The following is a 17,482-nucleotide window of genomic DNA, read 5'->3' as shown; positions in this document are numbered from 1 at the left end:
CTTGGCCGCAATCGACTATGACGTTGAACTGAGGCGGGCCGGCGCGTATGCGACCGGTGGCTGGCGGCGCGTGCTGTATTTGGCGCAGCGGCATGTGCTGGGCGCGGCCGGGCTGATGATCATGACGCTGTTCGTGTTCACGGCGATCTTTGCCGATTTCATCGCGCGTTACGATCCCCTGACCATCGACGCCGCCCGCGCGCTGGCGCGCCCGAGCCTGGCGCATTGGATGGGCACGGATTCCTTCGGCCGCGACGTGTTCAGCCGCATCATCCACGGCGCGCGGATCTCGCTCGCCGTCGGCATCGGCTCGACGGCACTTGGCGGCACGATCGGGGTCATCGTCGGGCTGACCTCGGGCTATCTCTCCGGCTGGGTCGATCTCGTGTTCCAGCGCGTCTCCGATATTCTTCAAGCGCTTCCATTGCTGGTCCTCGCGCTGATCATGACCGCCGCGCTCGGTCCGTCCCTGCCGAACGTCATCATCGCCATCGCCATTCCGCTGATCCCGACGGTGTCGCGCGTCATTCGTGCCAACACGCTGGCGCTGCGCGAACTGCCCTTTATCGAAGCCGCCAAGTCGATCGGCATGAGCGAGGTGCGCATCGCGCTGCGCCACGTGCTGCCGAACACGCTGGCGCCGCTGATCGTGCTCGCGACCGCGCAGCTCGGCTCGACCATCCTGACCGAGGCCTCGCTGTCCTTCCTCGGCCTCGGCATTCCCGAACCCTATCCGTCCTGGGGACGCATGCTCTCGGAATCCGCCGCCGAATATGTCCGCACTGCGCCATGGCTGGTGATCTTCCCGGGCATCGCGATCAGCCTCGCCGTGTTCGGCGCCAACCTGTTCGGCGACGCCCTGCGCGACATCCTCGATCCCCGGCAGCGCGGCTGATGGCAAACAAATCCGATCTCGTGCTCGATGTGAAGAACCTGAAGACGGTGTTCTTCACCAATTCCGGCCTGTTCAAAGCCGTCGACGACGTCTCCTTCACCGTGAGGCGCGGCGAGACGCTGGCGATCGTCGGCGAATCCGGCTGCGGCAAGAGCGTCACCGCGCTTTCCCTGATGCGGCTCGTCCCCGATCCGCCCGGTCGCATCGTCGGCGGCACGGTCACGCTCGAAGGCACCGAGCTGCTGGCACTGGATGAAGCCGAGATGCGCGCCGTCAGGGGCAATCGCATCTCCATGATCTTCCAGGAGCCGATGACCTCGCTCAATCCGGTGATGCGGATCGGTGACCAGATCGTCGAGGCGGTGCGGCTGCACCGGGCGATGCCGGCCAGAGAAGCGCGCGACATCGCGGTCGAAATGCTGCGGCTGGTACGCATTCCCGAACCGGCGCGGCGCGCGCGGGAATATCCGCATCAGCTTTCCGGCGGCATGCGCCAGCGCGCGATGATCGCGATGGCTCTCGCCTGCCGGCCGGCGCTGCTGATCGCGGACGAGCCGACCACCGCGCTCGACGTCACCATCCAGGCGCAGATCCTGGCGCTGATCCTCGACCTTCAGAAGGAGCTCGGCACCGGGCTCCTGCTGATCACGCATGATCTCGGCGTCGTCGCGCAGACCGCGCAGCGGGTGATCGTGATGTATGCGGGGAAGAAGGTGGAGGAGGCAACGGTGGAAGCGCTGTTCGCGGCGCCAAAGCATCCCTATACGCGCGGGCTGATGGCCTCGATCCCCGCTGTGCCGGCGTCCGGCATGCCGGCGCAGGCTCGACTGAACGAAATTCCCGGCACGGTGCCGTCGCTGGTGCGGTTGCCGAAAGGCTGCGCCTTCGCGCCACGCTGCAAGCTCGCGATCAAGCGTTGCGAGGTCGAATATCCGCCGCTGGCGGACTGGGGCGGCGGCCATCTCGCGGCGTGCTGGCGCGCGGCCGAAGTGGCGGAGGTGGCATGACCGAAGCGCTGCTCGAAGTCACTGATCTCAAGAAGCACTATCCGGTGCGCGCCGGCGTGTTGCGGCGGCAGGTCGGCACCGTGCATGCGGTCGATGGCGTCTCGTTCTCGGTTCATACCGGCGAGACGCTCGGCCTGGTTGGCGAATCCGGCTGCGGCAAGTCGACGGTGGCGCGCAGCGTGCTGCGGCTGGTCGAGCCGACTTCGGGCCAGATCCGCCTTGACGGAGAGGACATCACCCGTCTCTCCAAGACCGCGCTGCGGCCGCATCGCCGCTCAATGCAGATCGTGTTCCAGGACCCGTTCGCTTCGCTCAATCCGCGCATGACCGCCGGCGACATCGTCGGCGAGCCGCTCGCCGTGCACGGGCTCGCAAGCGGCAAGGAGCTGGAAGCGCGTACCGCAAGACTGTTCGAGCAGGTGGGCCTGCGGCCTGATCAGATGCGCAACTTCCCGCATCAATTCTCCGGCGGCCAGCGCCAGCGCATCTGCATCGCACGCGCGCTGGCGCTCGGGCCGCGCCTGATCGTCTGCGATGAACCGGTCTCCGCGCTCGACGTCTCGATCCAGGCGCAGGTGATCAATCTCCTGATCGACCTGCAGAAGGCGCACGGCTTCTCCTATCTCTTCATCGCGCATGACCTCGCCGTGGTCGCCCATATCAGCCACCGCGTCGCCGTGATGTATCTCGGTCGGATCGTCGAGATCGCCGGCAAGGACGAGCTGTTCCGCAACCCGCGCCATCCCTACACGCAGGCCCTGCTCGCGTCAGTGCCGGTTGCGAACCCGTTTGCCAAGAAGCTCGCGCCGCTGGTCGACGGCGACGTGCCGAGCCCGGTCAATCCGCCATCGGGCTGCGCGTTTCACACCCGCTGCCGGTTTGCGATCGAGCGGTGCAAGACGGAGCGGCCGGCGCTGGTGGATGCCGGCGACGGGCATCAGGTGGCGTGTCTGCTCAACGAGGGGACGGGGCGGAGCCAGTAGGCCGCAACGCCCGGATCACCGGCCACGCCGCCAGCGCGGCGGCCAGATGCTTGAGCGTGTGGCCCGAGACAATGTGGCCTGTCGCTTCAAATATGGTCACGTCACCCAGCTCGAAAAGCTTGGCCAGCGCGTAAAAGAAGATCACGCCGCCCAGAGACACGCCAAGCGCACCGGGCCGGGGCCGTGTCAACGCCAGTCCCACGGCCAACGCCATGCCGCCGAACTGCACGACCACCCATGGCGTGAGATTCTCGCGTGCCACCCAGGCCGCGAGCAGGCCCGCAACCGTCACCAGCACCACCACCGCCTGACCGGCACGCACGCTGATGCGCTCGCTGGCCGCGATGCCCAGAAAGCCCGCGAACGCCACCGCCATACCGAGACGATCGGCCACCAGCCGCTGCGGCGCGTCGGGATCCAGATGATAGATGCACGATCCTATGCAAGTGAGGATCAGACCCACGAAGAGGCAACCTGCACCCGCGGGCGCATCAGGGTGGGCACGCAGGCGCAGCAAGCCCCAAGCGCCCATCGCCAGGAAGGCAAGATTGCTCAGCACGTCGCCTGCGTTGGGCACGCCCAGCCAGGTGCGAGTGTCGACGAAATGCGGGATGTGCCAGGCGGAGGCGGGCAACGCCGGCGCGAGGAGCGCCACGAGCGTCAGGACGAAGAGTGCGCCGATCAGATATTTTTCGCGAACTTGCGGCGGGGCGAACGAGAACCGGCGGGACACTGACGGCAGCAGGGCATCGGTCTCTCGGGCGTGGTGATTTGCGCGCAACATGCAGGCCTCCACATGATTTGACATCGCTCATTATTAGTAGCCCAGGATTGAACAATGTTCAATAATAATCGTGAGCGAGATCAAACAGGCAATATCATATTGGAATTATTTGGATTTATTGGGACGCCCGCGTGCAGCCACGGCAGCGAGTCGCGTTTGAGACGGCATCTCTCCCCATCGTCATTGCGAGCGCTGCGAAGCAATCCAGAGTGCTTCTGCGGATGCAGACTGGATTGCTTCGCTTCGCTCGCAATGACGGAGAGAGGCTAGCCTGCCCCGATCTCCGCGACGATCCTGCCCGTCGTGACCTGTTCGCCTTCGGCGACGTCGATCGCGGCGACCACGCCGTCGATACCGGCCTTGTGGACGTGCTCCATCTTCATTGCTTCCAAGGTCATCACCGGTTGACCGGCGGTGACGCGGTCGCCGGGCTTGACCAGCACGGCGACGACACGGCCGTTCATGGCGGCGCGGACTTTGCCATCGCCGCCATTACTCGCAGCCGCCTTCGGTGCGGCGAGGGTGAGATCGGTGACCGCAAGCGGGATGCCGCGATGCTGGAGGTAGAGCCGGTCGCCATCGCGCAGGAATTTTGCGCTGTCCATCACGCCGTCGTGGCGGAAGCGGACGGCGTCGGGATCGAGCTGGTCGATCTCGAACTTGTCCTGACGGCCGTCGGCGGCGACGATGTAGCCGCCATCGCGCTCGCGCGTGACTTCGAGCTCGTGGGTGTGGCCGGCGATCTCGACTTTCGCCGGCAGCGGGAATGTTGCCGCCAGGCTTCGGCCATCTTGCCATGACGGCGCGCGCGGATTGGTGACATAGAGCAGCAGGCCAGCCAGCGCCGTATCGAATGCAGCATTCGCCGGCGGCGCCAACAGTTCGTCGCGATGTGCGCCGATGAAAGCTGTCGTCGCCTCGCCCCTGGCAAATCCGGGATGGCGCAGGCAGGACATCAGGAACGCCTGATTGGTGGTCACGCCAAACGCAGTGAGTTGCTCCAGGCCGACGATCAGCCGCCCCCTCGCCTCCTCCCGTGTCGCGCCATGGCCGATCACCTTGGCGATCATGGAATCGTAGAACGGCGGGATCTCCGCGCCCGATTGCAGCGCGTGCTCGACGCGGATGCTGTCAGGCACCTGCCAGCGGGCCATGCGGCCGGACTGCGGCATGAAATCCTGCGCGGCATCTTCAGAGCAGAGCCGCACCTCGATGGCGTGGCCTGAGAATTTGATGTCCTGCTGCTTCACCGGCAGAGGCTCGCCACGGGCGACACGCAGCTGCAGCTCGACGAGATCGAGCCCGGTGATGGCTTCGGTGACGGGATGCTCGACCTGGAGGCGCGTGTTCATCTCCATGAAGTAGAACTCGCCGCTGGCGTCGAGCAGGAATTCCAGCGTGCCGGCGCCCTCATAGCGCAGCGCCTTGACTGCCGCTACCGCGACCTCGCCCATTTTCGCACGCAGCTCCGGCGTGACCGCCGGCGATGGCGCCTCCTCGATCAGCTTCTGATGTCGCCGCTGCACCGAGCAGTCGCGCTCGCCGAGATGGATGGCGTTGCCATGGCTGTCGCCGAACACCTGGATCTCGATGTGCCGCGGGTTCTGGATCGCTCGCTCGAGGATAACGGTCGGATCGCCGAAGGCGGCGTTTGCCTCCGACCGCGCGCTACGCAACGCATCCGGGAAGGATGCCGCATCGGTGACGAGCCGCATGCCGCGGCCACCACCGCCCGCAACCGCCTTAATCATCACGGGGAAGCCGATCTTCCTGGCTTCCGCGAGCATGACCTCGTCGCTTTGGTCGGCACCCTGATAGCCGGGCACGCAGGGCACGCCGGCCTTCTTCATGATCTCCTTGGCGCCGGCCTTGTTACCCATGGCCTCGATCGCCTGCGGCGAGGGACCGATGAAGACGAGGCCCGCATCCTTGCACGCTTGTGCAAACTCCTCGTTCTCGGCGAGGAAGCCATAGCCGGGATGCACGGCATCCGCGCCGCTCGCCTTGGCCGCGGCGATGATCGCGGAAATGTTGAGATAGGATTGCGCGGGCAGGGCCTCGCCGATGCGCACGGCCTGGTCGGCCTGCCGCACATGGAGCGCATCGCGATCGGCATCCGAATAGACCGCAACGACGCCGAGGCCGAGCTGCCGCGCACTCCGCATCACGCGTAGCGCGATCTCGCCGCGATTGGCAACCAAAACCCTGAAGAACGGCCGGTGCTGCACTGATCCGTTCCTCATGGGCGGGCCACCGAGAATTGCATGCGCTGGGGTGTGCGCGTATCGCCCTCGCGGCAGATCGCGAGCACCTCGGACAGCACCGCGCGGGTGTCGCGCGGATCGATCACGCCGTCGTCGAGCACGCGCGCGCTGGTCGAGAACACGTCCATCTGGCCGTCGAACACGCCGATGATCTGGGCCTTCATCGCGTCGAGCTTTTCTTTCTCGACCGGCTTGCCGCGGCGCGCGGCAGCGGCTTCCGTCACGATCGCCATGGTTTCCGCCGCCTGCTCGCCGCCCATCACGGCGGTCTTGGCATTGGGCCAGGAGAAGCAGAAGCGCGGATGGAAGCCGCGTCCGCACATGCCGTAATTGCCGGCGCCGAACGAGGCGCCGCAATAGATGGTGATCTGCGGCACCGTCGCCGACGTGACAGCCTGGATCATCTTGGAGCCGTGCTTGATCATGCCGGCTTCTTCATAGGCCTTGCCGACCATGTAGCCGGTGGTGTTGTTGAGATAGAGGATCGGCGTGCGGGTCTGGCAGCAGGCCTGGATGAAATGCGTCGCCTTGTTGGCGCCGGCGGGATCGAGCGGGCCGTTGTTGGTGATGATGCCGATCGCCTGGCCTTCGATGCGGGCGTGACCGCAGACGGTGGCGGGGCCGTAATTGGGCGCCATCTCGGTAAAGTCGGAATCGTCGACGATACGCGCGATCACCTGCTTCATGTCGACGGTGCGCTTGTGATCCATCGGCATGATGCCGAGCAGCTCGTCCTGATCATAGCGCGGCGGCTTGAACTGCGGAGCCGCCCGGCCCGGCCGCTCCCATTCCAGCGCCGCCATGATCTCGCGCGCGATGCGCAACGCATCGCGGTCGTCCTCCGCGAGATAATCGCCGAGGCCGGAGATTTGGGTGTGCATCTCGGCACCGCCAAGCTCTTCCTCGGTCGCGATCTCGCCTGTCGCGGCCTTCAGCAATGGGGGACCTGCAAGGAACGCGCGGGTGCGGCCGCGCACCATGACGATGTAGTCGGACAGGCCGGTCTGATAGGCGCCGCCCGCCGTGGACGAACCGTGCGTGACGGTGACGACCGGCAGCCCCGCCGCCGAGAGCCGCGCGAGATTGCGAAAGATGTTGCCGCCACGGACAAAGTCCTCGACGCGGTAGCGCAGCAGATTGGCCCCGGCGCTTTCGACGAGCTGGACGTAAGGCAGCTTGTTCTCCAGCGCGAGCTCCTGCACCCGCAGCGTCTTGTCGAGGCCGTAAGGCTGGAGCGCACCGGCATCGATGCCGGCGTCATTGGCGCTGACCATGCAGCGGACGCCGGAGACGAAGCCGATGCCGGCGATGACGCCGCCGCCGGGCACGCTCTTGTTCGCATCTGATACGTCGAACATGTAACCGGCGAGCGTCGACAGCTCAATGAAGGGCGCGCCGGGATCGAGCACCAGCGCGACGCGTTCGCGCGGCAGCAGCTGGCCGCGCTTGTGGAAGCGATCCTTTGCCGCCGCCGACGCCGCACGCGTGCGCTCTTCCAGCGCGCGCATGCGGTCGATCAGCGCGAGCATGCCGTCGCGATTGGCGTGATAGGCAGTGCTGCCGGGGGAAATGGTGTTGTCGAGAATGGACATAACTCTATCCTGCTCGTCATTGCGAGGAGCGAAGCGACGAAGCAATCCAGACCGTCACCGCGGAAAGACCCTGGATTGCTTCGCTTCGCTCGCAATGACGGTTGAGGCGATACCTTACCTATTCGTCCCAAAGATCTTCCGCGCCTCGGCGGGGCTTGCGATCTCGCGGCCCGCACGGCGGGCGCAGGCGGCGATGGCCTCGATCAACTGGCCGTTCGACGTCACCTTCTTGCCGTCGGCGAGATAGAAGGCGTCCTCCAGGCCGGTGCGGAGATGGCCGCCGAGCTCGGCGCAGCGCTGGTGCAGCGGCCAGATCTCTTCGCGGCCGATCGCGGTGACCTGGAAATGCGCCTCGGGCCGCTTCAGCTTGATCAGGATCGGCAGCAGATCGGGATCGGACGGCATGCCGGAGGCAACGCCCATCACGAAATTATATTCGAGCGGGCCTTTGTACATGCCGACCTGGTGGTACATGCCGACACAGCGGACGATGCCGACGTCGAAACATTCGAACTCGGGGATGGTCCCGACCGCGTTCATGACGTCGAGATAGTCCTTCACCTTCTCGACCGCGTTGTCGAACATCATCGGCGGCCAGGCCCAACTGTTGTCGGCTTTCACCTTCAGATAGTTCAGCGAGCCGGCGTTGCAGGCCGCGATCTCGGGCCTGGTCTCGCGGATGCAGTCGAGCGCGCCGCTGTAGTTCGGCCCTGAGACGCCCGAGGTGTGATTGATGATGACGCCGGGGCAGGCCTCGCGGATGGCCTGCTGAATCTCCTTGCTGACGCTCACGTCCCAGGACGGCAGATGTCCCTTGTCTGGCGCCTGCTCGCGCAGATGGATGTGCATGATGCTGGCACCGGCATCGAACGCAGCCTTGGCTTCGCGCGCCATCTGCTCGGGCGTCACAGGCACGTTGTGCTGCTTCGGGTCGGTGAGCACGCCGTTCAGCGCGCAGGTGATGACGGCCTTGTCGCTCATGCCAAAAATGTCTCGCACGTTGAGAATTCAACGCTTGCGATCATGTGATGAGCGGCATGCGGCTTCTTGCGCGGAGAAGCTGGAAGGCACGGCTATCGTAGGGTGGGCCAAGGCGCTCTCGCGCCGTGCCCACCACGTCTTGGCGCTGAACGAAGATGGTGGGCACGCTTTCGCTTTGCCCCCCTACGAGAGCGCGCCTAACTCGCCTCCGCGAGCCTCACCGTCTCGGTGCTGCGGTAGATCGCGAGGTCGCGCGAGCCGACGAAGATCGCGCGCGGTTTCAATCCATAGAAGCGCCGGATCGAATGGCTAAAATGGGTCGAGTCGGGATAGCCGATGTCCTGCGCGAGATGGGCGAGATTGAGGTCCTGGTTGGCGAAGTGCAGCAAATGCCGCGCGCGCTTCCAGGCGCGGAAGGAGCGGAACGAGATGCCGGTCTCCTCCTTGAACAGATGCAGGAAGCGCGAGGCCGAGAGCCCCGCTTCGGCGGCGCACGTATCCGCCGTCACCGGCTCGCCGGAGAAGCGGCCGATGCGGGCGACGGCGCGCATCACGCGCGGATCGAGCACGCGACGCGGCAACGCCTCGCCAAAGCACATCTCGTCGAATTCGGCGGTGGTGATGTCGCCATAGCGGCGCTGGCGCAGCAGCGTGTAGGCGGCGAGGATCTTGCGGGCATAGACGGCCCGGTCAGGTCCGGTCAGCCGCTCGGCCAGGGCCTCGATCACGCCGTCCGGCATGCTTTCCGGCTCAAGCGTCACGCTGATTGCAGTGCGGTAGTCGCTGGCGATGGAATGCCGCTGGTTCGGCAGGGTCACGAACAGCTCGCCGGTGGCGAGAACGTCGTCGATCGTCAGATGCAGGCTGCCCTTCACAGCGACATAGACGTGGCAGCAGCCGGGGGTGCGCTTGCGGGGGCGGCCAAGCAGGCCGGCATAGAATACCCGCTCCGGCGTGATCAGCATCAGATGGTCGGATTCGCGACCGTTATCTTCCATTGGGATCCTCCTCGCGCGGCTCTTTGGCCGCTGCGGACGGAGGTCACCTTAGCGGAAATTTGGGCGCTGTCACGGCGCGATAGCGCTGTCATGGAGACATGCGTTATTGTTCCGGGGCGGTCCGCCGGACCGAAACCGGAACCTGGAGATTGCTGCGCGCGATTCCGGGTTCGACGCTTCGCATCGCCCCCGGAATGACAGCCTCCCTTACGCCCTCACGCGCGGCGCAACATTCTGCTCGACGCCGGCCTTCTGCTCCGCCGCAACCGCGCGCTTGAATCCGTCGCGCCGCTGCAGCCGCGCCCAATAGGCTGCGACATTTGGCCCGAAATCCTTGGCGAGGCCGACGTTGTTGGCGAGCCGGAGCGCGTAGCCGATGACAATGTCAGCGGCGGTGAAGCGGCCTGCGCACAATGTTTCGGCATTGGCCGTCGCCGCCTCGACCGCGCGCAGGCGCCCCAGGAACCATTTCGCATAATCGCCTGCGACCTGCGGATTGCGGCGCTCCTCCGGCTCGAGCTGGGTGTATCGGAGCACCAGCGTCTGCGGGAAGGTTAGCGTGGCATCGCTAAAATACATCCAGTTCAGGAACGCGCCATAGGCGGGATCTTCGGGTCCGACCATCAACGGCGTCGGTCCGTGCTTGATGCCGAGGTAATGGCAGATGCCGGAGGACTCGGTCATCTTCGTCTCGCCGTCGACCATGAAGGGAATGGTGCCGAGCGGATTGAGCGCAAGGTACTCCTTGGCGAAGACCCGCGGCGGGAACGGCAGCATCTTCAATTCATACGGAAGCCCCATCTCCTCCAGCATCCAGAGCGGACGGAACGAGCGCGCGGCGTCGCAATGATAGAGCGTGATCATCAGGAAATACCTTTACTGCCGGGCAGCGTGCCCATCATCTTGCACAGGACCATCAGCATGACCTCGTCGGCGCCGCCGCCGATCGAGGTCAGGCGGCTGTCGCGATAGGCACGGCTGACCGGCGTCTCGTTGGTAAAGCCCATTCCGCCCCAATATTGCAAGCAGGCGTCGGTGAGCTCGCGCCCGAGCCGGCCGGCTTTCAGCTTGGCCATGGTCGCAAGCTTGGTCACGTCCTCGCCGGCCACGAGTTGCTCGGCGGCGCGATAGATCAGCGCGCGCAACAGCTCGACTTCGGTCTGCATCTCCGCGAGCTTGAAGTGCACGACCTGGTTGTCGAGGATCGACTTCCCGAATGCCCTCCGGTTACGCGTGTACTCGATGGTCTCGTTGATGATGTATTCATGCGCCTTCAGGCAGGCCGCCGCGCCCCAGAGCCGCTCCTCCTGGAACTGGATCATCTGGTAGGTAAAGCCCTTGCCCTCCTCGCCGATCCGGTTGCGCTTGGGCACGCGGACATTGTCGAAGAAGATCTGCGCAGTGTCGGAGGAGCGCATGCCCATCTTGTCGAGCTTTCGCGCCACCGTGACGCCCTTGCTCTTCATGGGCACGCAGATCAGCGACTTGTTGCGGTGAACCGGCCCATCGCCGGAGTTGGCGAGCAGGCAGATCCAGTCGGCCTGCGTGCCGTTGGTGATCCACATCTTGCCGCCGTTGATGACGTAGTCGTCGCCGTCGGAGCGTGCATTGGTCTTGATCGAGGCAACGTCCGAACCCGCGCCGGGCTCGGAGACGCCGATGCAGGCGACGTAATCGCCGGCAATCGACGGGCTGAGGAATTCGCGCCGCACCTCGTCGGAGCCAAACCGCGCCAGCGCCGGCGTTGCCATGTCGGTTTGGACCCCGATCGCCATCGGCACGCCGCCGCAGGTGATGGCGCCAAGCTCCTCCGCCATCATCAGGGCGTAGGAATAGTCGAGGCCGGAGCCGCCGAACTCGACCGGCTTGTTCAAGCCGAGGAAACCGAGGCTGCCCATCTTCTTGAACAGCTCATGCGCCGGGAAGATGTCGGCCTTCTCCCAGTCATCGACATGAGGRTTGATCTCGTTGGCGATGAATTTTTGCAAGGAGCGGCGGATGTCGTCGTGGTCGGCGGTGAATAGCATTTTTGTCAGCTCAGCTCTCAGTATCTCTAATGTGCTCGTCATGGCCGGGCTTGTCCCGGCCATCCACGTCTTCGTCAGCCGGCAGCAAGAACGTGGATGCCCGGGACATAGGCAAGCGGAAGCGACGCCGTCCTGTGGACGGCTATGCCCGGGCATGACGGTGGGGCGTTCACAGCCCCATCTGCCTTGACGCCAGATCCTTCATGATCTCCTCGGTGCCGCCGCCGATGGCGTTGACCTTGACCTCGCGGTAGATACGCTCGGCCTTGATGCCGCGCATGAAGCCGGCGCCGCCGAAGATCTGCACGGCTTCGGAGGCGCAGAACGCCATGGTTTGCGTCGCCTGGTTCTTCATCATGCAGATCTCGGCGACCGGGCTCTCGCCCTGCTCCAGCCGCCAGGCCAGCAATTCCAGCATCGACTGGGATGCCGCGACCTTCTGCGCCATGTCGACGATCTTGTGACGGATGACCTGGTGCTGGGCGAGCGGCTTGCCAAAAGTCTTGCGCTCCTTGGCATAGGCGATCGCCTCGTCGAGGCAGACCCGCGCGAAGGCGGTGCAGCCCGCCGCCATGCCCATGCGTTCGCTGTTGAAATTCCGCATGATGATCTTGAAGCCCTGGCCTTCCTCGCCGATCAGATTTTCGGCCGGCACGCGGCAGTCGTCGAAATGCAGCGTCGCGGTGTCGGAGGCCCACCAGCCCATCTTCTTCAGTTTCGTGCGTGACAGGCCGGGCGTGTCGCCCTCGATCAGGAGCAGGCTGACGCCGCCGGCGCCCTCGCCGCCGGTACGCACCGCAACGGTCAGATAATCGGCGCGCATCCCTGAGGTGATGAAGGTCTTCTCGCCGGTCACGACGTAGTGATCGCCATCGCGCCGCGCCCTGGTGCGGAGGTTCGCCACATCCGAGCCGCCACCCGGCTCGGTGATCGCCAACGCGGAGATCTTCTCGCCTGACAGCACTTGCGGTAGCACCCGCGCCTTCACTTCCGGGCGCGCCGCCCGCGCGATCGGCGGCGAGCCGATGGTGTGGCTCATCAGGCTGGCGCTGACCCCGCCGGCCCCGGCACGCGCCAATTCCTGGCTCGCGACGATCTTCATGAACTGGTCGGCGGCGATCCCGCCATATTCCTCGGGGAATCCGAGCCCCAACAGGCCAATCTCGGCCGCCTTGCGATAGAGCACGCGGGGAAATTCGCCAGCCTCGTCCCATTCATGGGCAAAGGGCGTGATCTCTTTCTCGACGAAGCGGCGCATCACCTCGCGGAAGGCGTCATGCTCGTCGGTATAGAACGGGCTCTTCATCGTCGTCTCGCCCTGCTGGCGGATTCGTGTTGGCCACCATGGCCGGAACATTTGCCGTTCACTTGCGCAGAGTGGCTGACCGGGGGAACCGCTCCACGCAGCCTAAGGCCTAGCAACTCAACGCAAGACGATTTTCGCCCCCCGCAGGCCAACTCCGGGGCAAAAAAAGACGTGGCACACAAACTCCGGCTGGCCCCAGGGCCACGCCGGGCATGGTGCCGGCAATAGGAACGCAGGCGGCACAAGACCGCCGAGGGAGGGATTTTGGCCGTTCGTTATTACGACTGGATCGTCCATCACGGCCGCCGCACACCTGACAAGGTCGCGGTCATCGACCTCGCGAGCGAGCGCCGCTTCACCTATTCGCAGCTCGATGCCCGCGTCTCGCGCCTGGCCGGATTTCTCCGTGACACTCTCAAGGTGTCGCGCGGTGACCGCGTCGCCGTGCTGGCGCTGAACACGACCGATACGCTGGAGGTGCAGTTCGCCTGCGGACGGCTCGGCGCCGTCTTCGTGCCGCTGAACACCCGCCTCACCGTTCCCGAGCTCCAGTTCATCACCGGCGATTGCGCGCCGAAGGTGATGATCCACGACACTGATCTCGCCGAGACCGCGCTCGCCGTCGCAAAGCTCTGCAACGTCGCGACCAGCCTGCTGCTCGGCCCCGGCGGCGCTTACGAGACCGGCATCGCGTCCGCCAAGCCGCTCGCCCGCGCCGAGGAGGTCACGCTCGATGACGTCTCGACCATCATGTACACGTCGGGCACCACGGGCCATCCCAAGGGCGCGACCATCACCCATGGCATGACCTTCTGGAATTGCGTCAATCTCGGCGGTCCCGCCTGCATCGGCCCGGCCTCGGTGCTGCTCACGGTGCTGCCGCTGTTCCACACCGGCGGGCTCAATTGCTACACCAACCCGGTGTTGCATGCCGGCGGCACCGTGATGATCATGCGCGCCTTCGATCCCGGCACGGCGCTCGGCCTGATCAACGATCCCGCGCAGGGCATCAACGTCTTCTTCGGCGTGCCCGCGATCTACCAGTTCATGGCGCAGCATCCGGCCTTCGCGACCACCGACCTGACCCGGCTGATCGTCTGCGGTGTCGGCGGCGCACCGATGCCGGTGCCGCTGCTCAAAGTCTGGGAGGCGCGCGGCGTCGCGCTGCAGCAGGGCTACGGCATGACCGAGACCTCGCCGGCCGTGCTGGTACTGGATCGCGAGGATGCGGCGCGCAAGGCGGGCTCGGCCGGCAAGCCGGTGCTGCACACCGAGGTGCGGATCGTGCGACCCGACGGCAGCGATGCCGATGTCGGCGAACTCGGCGAGCTCTGGGTCAAGGGCCCGAACATCACGCCGGGCTACTGGAACAGGCCGGAGGCAAACAAGACGTCCTTCACCGACGGCTGGCTGCACACGGGCGATGCGACGCGCGTCGACGAGGAAGGCTTCTACTATATCGTCGACCGCTGGAAGGACATGTACATCTCGGGCGGCGAGAACGTCTATCCGGCCGAGGTCGAGAACGTCCTGCATCAGCTCACCGCGATCGCGGAAGCCGCGGTGATCGGCATTCCCGATCCGCAATGGGGCGAAGTGGGACTCGCCATCGTGGCGGCCAAGCCCGGTCAGCGGCTGACCGAGGCTGACGTCTTTGTGCACTGCGCAGCCAATCTCGCGCGCTTCAAATGCCCGCGACAGGTGCGCTTCGTCGATGCGCTGCCGCGCAACGCCACCGGCAAGATCCACAAGCCGACCTTGCGGAAAGAATTCTCGGTGGCGTCCGAAGTCGACAAGAAAGTCGCCAACGCCTGATCAAAGCGCCCCTTGCGGGCGCTTCTTCGTTTCTGACGTGCCTGCTCCAACCCAGAAGAAACCGCAAAGAAAACCCCAAGGAATTTTCATGAACAAGAAACTCCCCCTGCTTGCCGCAGCAACGGCGTTGACGCTGCTTGCGACCCCGTCCGCGTATGCGCAGAAGGCGTACGACACCGGCGTCACCGACACCGAGATCAAGATCGGCAATGTCGAGGCCTATTCCGGTCCCGCCTCCGCCTACGGCATCATCGGCAAGACCGAGGAAGCCTATTTCAAGATGATCAACGACCAGGGCGGCATCAACGGCCGCAAGATCAACTGGATCTCCTATGACGACGGCTATTCGCCGCCGAAGACGGTGGAGCAGATCCGCAAGCTGATCGAGAGCGACGAGGTCTTCCTGGTCTTCAACGCGCTGGGCACGCCGACCCAGACCGCCGTGCAGAAGTATCACAATTCCAAGAAGGTGCCGCAGCTCTTCCTCGCCACCGGCGCCAGCAAGTGGAACGACCCGAAGAACTTTCCCTGGACGATGGGCTTCCAGCCCAGCTACCGGGTCGAGGCACAGATCTTCGCAAAATACATTCTGAAGGAGAAGCCGGACGCGAAGGTCGCGATCTTCTATGCCAACGACGATTTCGGCAAGGACTACCTCGCCGGCATCAAGGACGTGTTCGGCGAAAAGGCGTCGAAGCTGATCGTGGCGGAGGAGAGCTACGAGACCTCGGAGCCGTCGATCGATGCCCATATCGTCAAGCTCAAGGGCACCGGCGCCGATGTCTTCGTGAACATCGCGACCCCGAAATTCGCGGCCCAGGCCATCAAGAAGATCGCCGAGCTGGAGTGGAAGCCGATGCACCTGATGACCGACGTCTCGGTGTCGATCGGCGCGGTGATGAAGCCGGCCGGCCTCGAGGCATCCGAGGGCGTGCTGTCGGCCGGCTATCTGAAGGATGCGTCGGACCCGCAGTGGAAGGACGACGAAGGCATGAAGAAGTTCATGACCTTCATCGACAAGTACATGCCCGGCGCGAACATCTCGGACGCCAATCTGGTGTACGCCTATGCCGCAGCCCAGACCATGGTGCAGGTGCTGAAGCAGTCGGGCGACAATCTGACCCGCGAGAACGTGATGAAGCAGGCCGCGAACCTGAAGGACTTCGTCCCTGATACGCTGATCCCGGGGATCAAGATCAACACCTCGGCCACCGACTTCGCGCCAATCGAGCAGCTCAAGATGTGGCGGTTCAAGAAGGGCCAATGGGAGCTGTTCGGCGACATCATCAGCGCCGAAACGGGCGGCTAGCCACGCATCGCAGCAACGGGCGGAGACGTGCAGCTGACGTCTTCGCCTGCACTGACGTCGATCCCCGCGACCGGCAGGCCGAGCCGGCGCGGGTCATCGATGGCCGCAAAACGCGGACAGGCCCATGCCAGGATCGCCCGGCCCGATGGCGGCAGATCGAGCTGAAGAACGAAGGCACCCGCGTCGATCGCGGTCGCGGTATCCGCAACGCGCACGCCGTCGAGATAGAAGAGCACGCCGATCCGATCCAGCGGCCCGCGAATCTCCGGCGACGCGACGCGAATGATGGCGCGTCCAGGCGGCGCCTCGATCCGCACGGCGGCTTCCGGCTCGCTCCAGCGGAAGCTGCGGCCCTGCCAGACCTCCCAGGCATGGAAGCCGGCCTGTGCGACCATCTGATCGCCGAGATTCTGCGCAGCTCCGCCAAGGCTCCCCCGAATGCCACGGATACAATAGAGGCGCTGATAGTGGATCAGCGCGGCGATATAACGCTTCAGCCAGCGCGCGATGCTGCCGCGAGAGCCGCCCATGGTGAGCAGGGTCAGACTGCAGCGCGCATAGCCCGCCGACACACGTGCAAGACCAAGCGCAAGGCGGTCGCCGGCCAGTGCGATCGCGCCCCAACGCCCGATCGCCTGCAGGCCTTCGCTTGTCACGCGGCCGGCGCGCATCCGTGCACCAAGGGCGCTACGCGCCAGCACGACGTTGAAGTCGCCGCGGCTGCTCCACTCGACCGGAGCTTCGAGCAGCTCGCTGCCGGGATCGTTGCGCGCTTCGCTGAGATGGCGGATCTCGCCCTGCACGAAATCGAGCGTGAATGTCTTCAGCTCGCCGATTTCGCCGATATAGTAGTGATGGAAGCGCGCCTCCTCGAGATAGCCGATCGTATGGCCCCTCGCGTGATACGCGGCGGCGAGCACCCATTCGGCGAAATGGCCGAGCTCCTCGCGCAGGCCGCCGCATTCCCAATAGACGTCGCGCCGCGTCACGAAGCACTGGTCCAGCACCTTGCGCCAGGGATGCTGCTTCATGCCGAACTCGATGTCGGCCTGGTACATGGCGGCCTCCGCCACGGACAGCCGATTATGGCAGATCGGCACCGACTGGCAGGAGAACCCCGCCCAGTCGGGACGAGCGCCGATCGCGCGGATGCAGGCCTCCATCACGTCAGGCTCGGGCCGGCAATGCGACTCCGTAAAGAACAGATATTTGCCGCGGGCCTTGGCGGCGCCGAAGGCGCAGAGCCCGATGTCATGGTCCGAATTGGTGAATTCGAGGCGCGCTTTGCCGCCGGCCAGCGCCTTCAGCTCATTGAGTGCCTCGAAATCAGGCGGCACCACCAGAATGATTTCGTAAAGCGATTTGTCGGCGGTCTGCGACGTCCAGCCGAGCCAGGACAGCTCCCACTGCCCGCGGTGATGTTCCAGCGGGATGATGATGGAGAACAGCGGAGATTCACCACCGTATGGTGCGGGCACGTCCTGCATGTTCCCTTATAGACGCACGCGACGCCATTCCGGA

Annotated in this window: 14 protein-coding genes; 5 read left to right on the top strand and 9 right to left on the bottom strand. The window is 65.0% G+C overall.

Annotated elements, in window-relative coordinates; genetic code table 11:
* The first annotated feature begins 1 nt into the window (after nt 1).
* From AB4Z51_RS28780 to AB4Z51_RS28770, 3 genes are read left to right on the top strand one after another with little or no spacing between them, the layout of a single operon-like run.
* Nucleotides 2–895, top strand: coding sequence for an ABC transporter permease (locus tag AB4Z51_RS28780; RefSeq protein ID WP_441498470.1), 894 nt, complete (start codon nt 2–4; stop codon nt 893–895).
* Nucleotides 895–1,902: an ABC transporter ATP-binding protein gene (locus AB4Z51_RS28775; RefSeq protein ID WP_441498469.1), complete on the top strand. Its 1,008-nt coding sequence runs from the start codon at nt 895–897 to the stop codon at nt 1,900–1,902. The genes AB4Z51_RS28780 and AB4Z51_RS28775 overlap by 1 nt, the downstream gene beginning before the upstream one ends.
* On the top strand, nt 1,899–2,885 hold the full coding sequence (locus AB4Z51_RS28770) for an ABC transporter ATP-binding protein (protein WP_441498468.1): 987 nt from the start codon (nt 1,899–1,901) through the stop codon (nt 2,883–2,885). Before AB4Z51_RS28775 ends, AB4Z51_RS28770 begins: the two co-directional genes overlap by 4 nt.
* On the opposite strand, the gene AB4Z51_RS28765 is transcribed toward AB4Z51_RS28770, so the two are convergent.
* From AB4Z51_RS28765 to AB4Z51_RS28730, 8 genes are all read right to left on the bottom strand, one after another.
* The gene (locus AB4Z51_RS28765; protein WP_441498467.1) at nt 2,857–3,669 is read right to left on the bottom strand and encodes a hypothetical protein; all 813 of its coding nucleotides are present in this window, start codon (nt 3,667–3,669) and stop codon (nt 2,857–2,859) included. The genes AB4Z51_RS28770 and AB4Z51_RS28765 overlap by 29 nt on opposite strands.
* Before the next feature lie 266 nt (nt 3,670–3,935).
* Nucleotides 3,936–5,912 (bottom strand): acetyl/propionyl/methylcrotonyl-CoA carboxylase subunit alpha, encoded by a 1,977-nt coding sequence (locus AB4Z51_RS28760; RefSeq protein ID WP_441498466.1) that lies wholly within the window; start codon nt 5,910–5,912, stop codon nt 3,936–3,938.
* Nucleotides 5,909–7,525, bottom strand: a complete 1,617-nt coding sequence (locus AB4Z51_RS28755; protein WP_441498465.1) for an acyl-CoA carboxylase subunit beta — start codon at nt 7,523–7,525, stop codon at nt 5,909–5,911. Before AB4Z51_RS28755 ends, AB4Z51_RS28760 begins: the two co-directional genes overlap by 4 nt.
* Nucleotides 7,526–7,639: 114 nt before the next feature.
* Nucleotides 7,640–8,506, bottom strand: coding sequence for a 3-keto-5-aminohexanoate cleavage protein (locus tag AB4Z51_RS28750; protein ID WP_441498464.1), 867 nt, complete (start codon nt 8,504–8,506; stop codon nt 7,640–7,642).
* 197 nt (nt 8,507–8,703) lie between these two features.
* Nucleotides 8,704–9,504, bottom strand: a complete 801-nt coding sequence (locus tag AB4Z51_RS28745) for a helix-turn-helix domain-containing protein (protein ID WP_071909063.1) — start codon at nt 9,502–9,504, stop codon at nt 8,704–8,706.
* 207 nt (nt 9,505–9,711) lie between these two features.
* Nucleotides 9,712–10,368 carry a glutathione S-transferase family protein gene (locus tag AB4Z51_RS28740; RefSeq protein ID WP_441498463.1) on the bottom strand — a complete coding sequence of 219 codons (657 nt, stop codon included), beginning with the start codon at nt 10,366–10,368 and terminating at the stop codon, nt 9,712–9,714.
* A complete protein-coding gene (locus AB4Z51_RS28735) occupies nt 10,368–11,531 on the bottom strand; it encodes an acyl-CoA dehydrogenase family protein (RefSeq protein WP_441498496.1) in 1,164 nt (387 codons plus the stop codon). Before AB4Z51_RS28735 ends, AB4Z51_RS28740 begins: the two co-directional genes overlap by 1 nt.
* 169 nt (nt 11,532–11,700) lie before the next feature.
* Nucleotides 11,701–12,837 (bottom strand): acyl-CoA dehydrogenase family protein, encoded by a 1,137-nt coding sequence (locus tag AB4Z51_RS28730; protein WP_208083600.1) that lies wholly within the window; start codon nt 12,835–12,837, stop codon nt 11,701–11,703.
* A gap of 264 nt (nt 12,838–13,101) precedes the next feature.
* Between AB4Z51_RS28730 and AB4Z51_RS28725 the strand changes: the two genes are divergently transcribed.
* Together AB4Z51_RS28725 and AB4Z51_RS28720 are read left to right on the top strand one after the other, a co-directional pair.
* The gene (locus AB4Z51_RS28725; RefSeq protein ID WP_441498462.1) at nt 13,102–14,652 is read left to right on the top strand and encodes an acyl-CoA synthetase; all 1,551 of its coding nucleotides are present in this window, start codon (nt 13,102–13,104) and stop codon (nt 14,650–14,652) included.
* 88 nt (nt 14,653–14,740) lie between these two features.
* Complete coding sequence (locus AB4Z51_RS28720; RefSeq protein WP_441498461.1) at nt 14,741–15,961, top strand: ABC transporter substrate-binding protein; 1,221 nt, start codon at nt 14,741–14,743, stop codon at nt 15,959–15,961.
* On the opposite strand, the gene AB4Z51_RS28715 is transcribed toward AB4Z51_RS28720, so the two are convergent.
* Nucleotides 15,958–17,448, bottom strand: coding sequence for a glycosyltransferase family 2 protein (locus AB4Z51_RS28715; RefSeq protein WP_441498460.1), 1,491 nt, complete (start codon nt 17,446–17,448; stop codon nt 15,958–15,960). The genes AB4Z51_RS28720 and AB4Z51_RS28715 overlap by 4 nt on opposite strands.
* Nucleotides 17,449–17,482: the final 34 nt, after the last annotated feature.

This window comes from Bradyrhizobium sp. 2TAF36 (genome assembly GCF_052114925.1).
GTDB lineage: Bacteria > Pseudomonadota > Alphaproteobacteria > Rhizobiales > Xanthobacteraceae > Bradyrhizobium > Bradyrhizobium barranii.
Note: the sequence above shows the minus strand (reverse complement) of the source record. Positions and strands in the feature narration are given on the sequence as shown.

What these genes read in the sequence shown, in the direction of transcription:
- AB4Z51_RS28775 (WP_441498469.1), top strand. Translation starts at nt 895, where the DNA reads ATGGCAAACAAATCCGATCTCGTGCTCGATGTGAAGAACCTGAAGACG.
- AB4Z51_RS28770 (WP_441498468.1), top strand. Translation starts at nt 1,899, where the DNA reads ATGACCGAAGCGCTGCTCGAAGTCACTGATCTCAAGAAGCACTATCCG.
- AB4Z51_RS28765 (WP_441498467.1), bottom strand. Translation starts at nt 3,669, where the DNA reads ATGTTGCGCGCAAATCACCACGCCCGAGAGACCGATGCCCTGCTGCCG.
- AB4Z51_RS28760 (WP_441498466.1), bottom strand. Translation starts at nt 5,912, where the DNA reads ATGAGGAACGGATCAGTGCAGCACCGGCCGTTCTTCAGGGTTTTGGTT.
- AB4Z51_RS28755 (WP_441498465.1), bottom strand. Translation starts at nt 7,525, where the DNA reads ATGTCCATTCTCGACAACACCATTTCCCCCGGCAGCACTGCCTATCAC.
- AB4Z51_RS28750 (WP_441498464.1), bottom strand. Translation starts at nt 8,506, where the DNA reads ATGAGCGACAAGGCCGTCATCACCTGCGCGCTGAACGGCGTGCTCACC.
- AB4Z51_RS28745 (WP_071909063.1), bottom strand. Translation starts at nt 9,504, where the DNA reads ATGGAAGATAACGGTCGCGAATCCGACCATCTGATGCTGATCACGCCG.
- AB4Z51_RS28740 (WP_441498463.1), bottom strand. Translation starts at nt 10,368, where the DNA reads ATGATCACGCTCTATCATTGCGACGCCGCGCGCTCGTTCCGTCCGCTC.
- AB4Z51_RS28730 (WP_208083600.1), bottom strand. Translation starts at nt 12,837, where the DNA reads ATGAAGAGCCCGTTCTATACCGACGAGCATGACGCCTTCCGCGAGGTG.
- AB4Z51_RS28720 (WP_441498461.1), top strand. Translation starts at nt 14,741, where the DNA reads ATGAACAAGAAACTCCCCCTGCTTGCCGCAGCAACGGCGTTGACGCTG.
- AB4Z51_RS28715 (WP_441498460.1), bottom strand. Translation starts at nt 17,448, where the DNA reads ATGCAGGACGTGCCCGCACCATACGGTGGTGAATCTCCGCTGTTCTCC.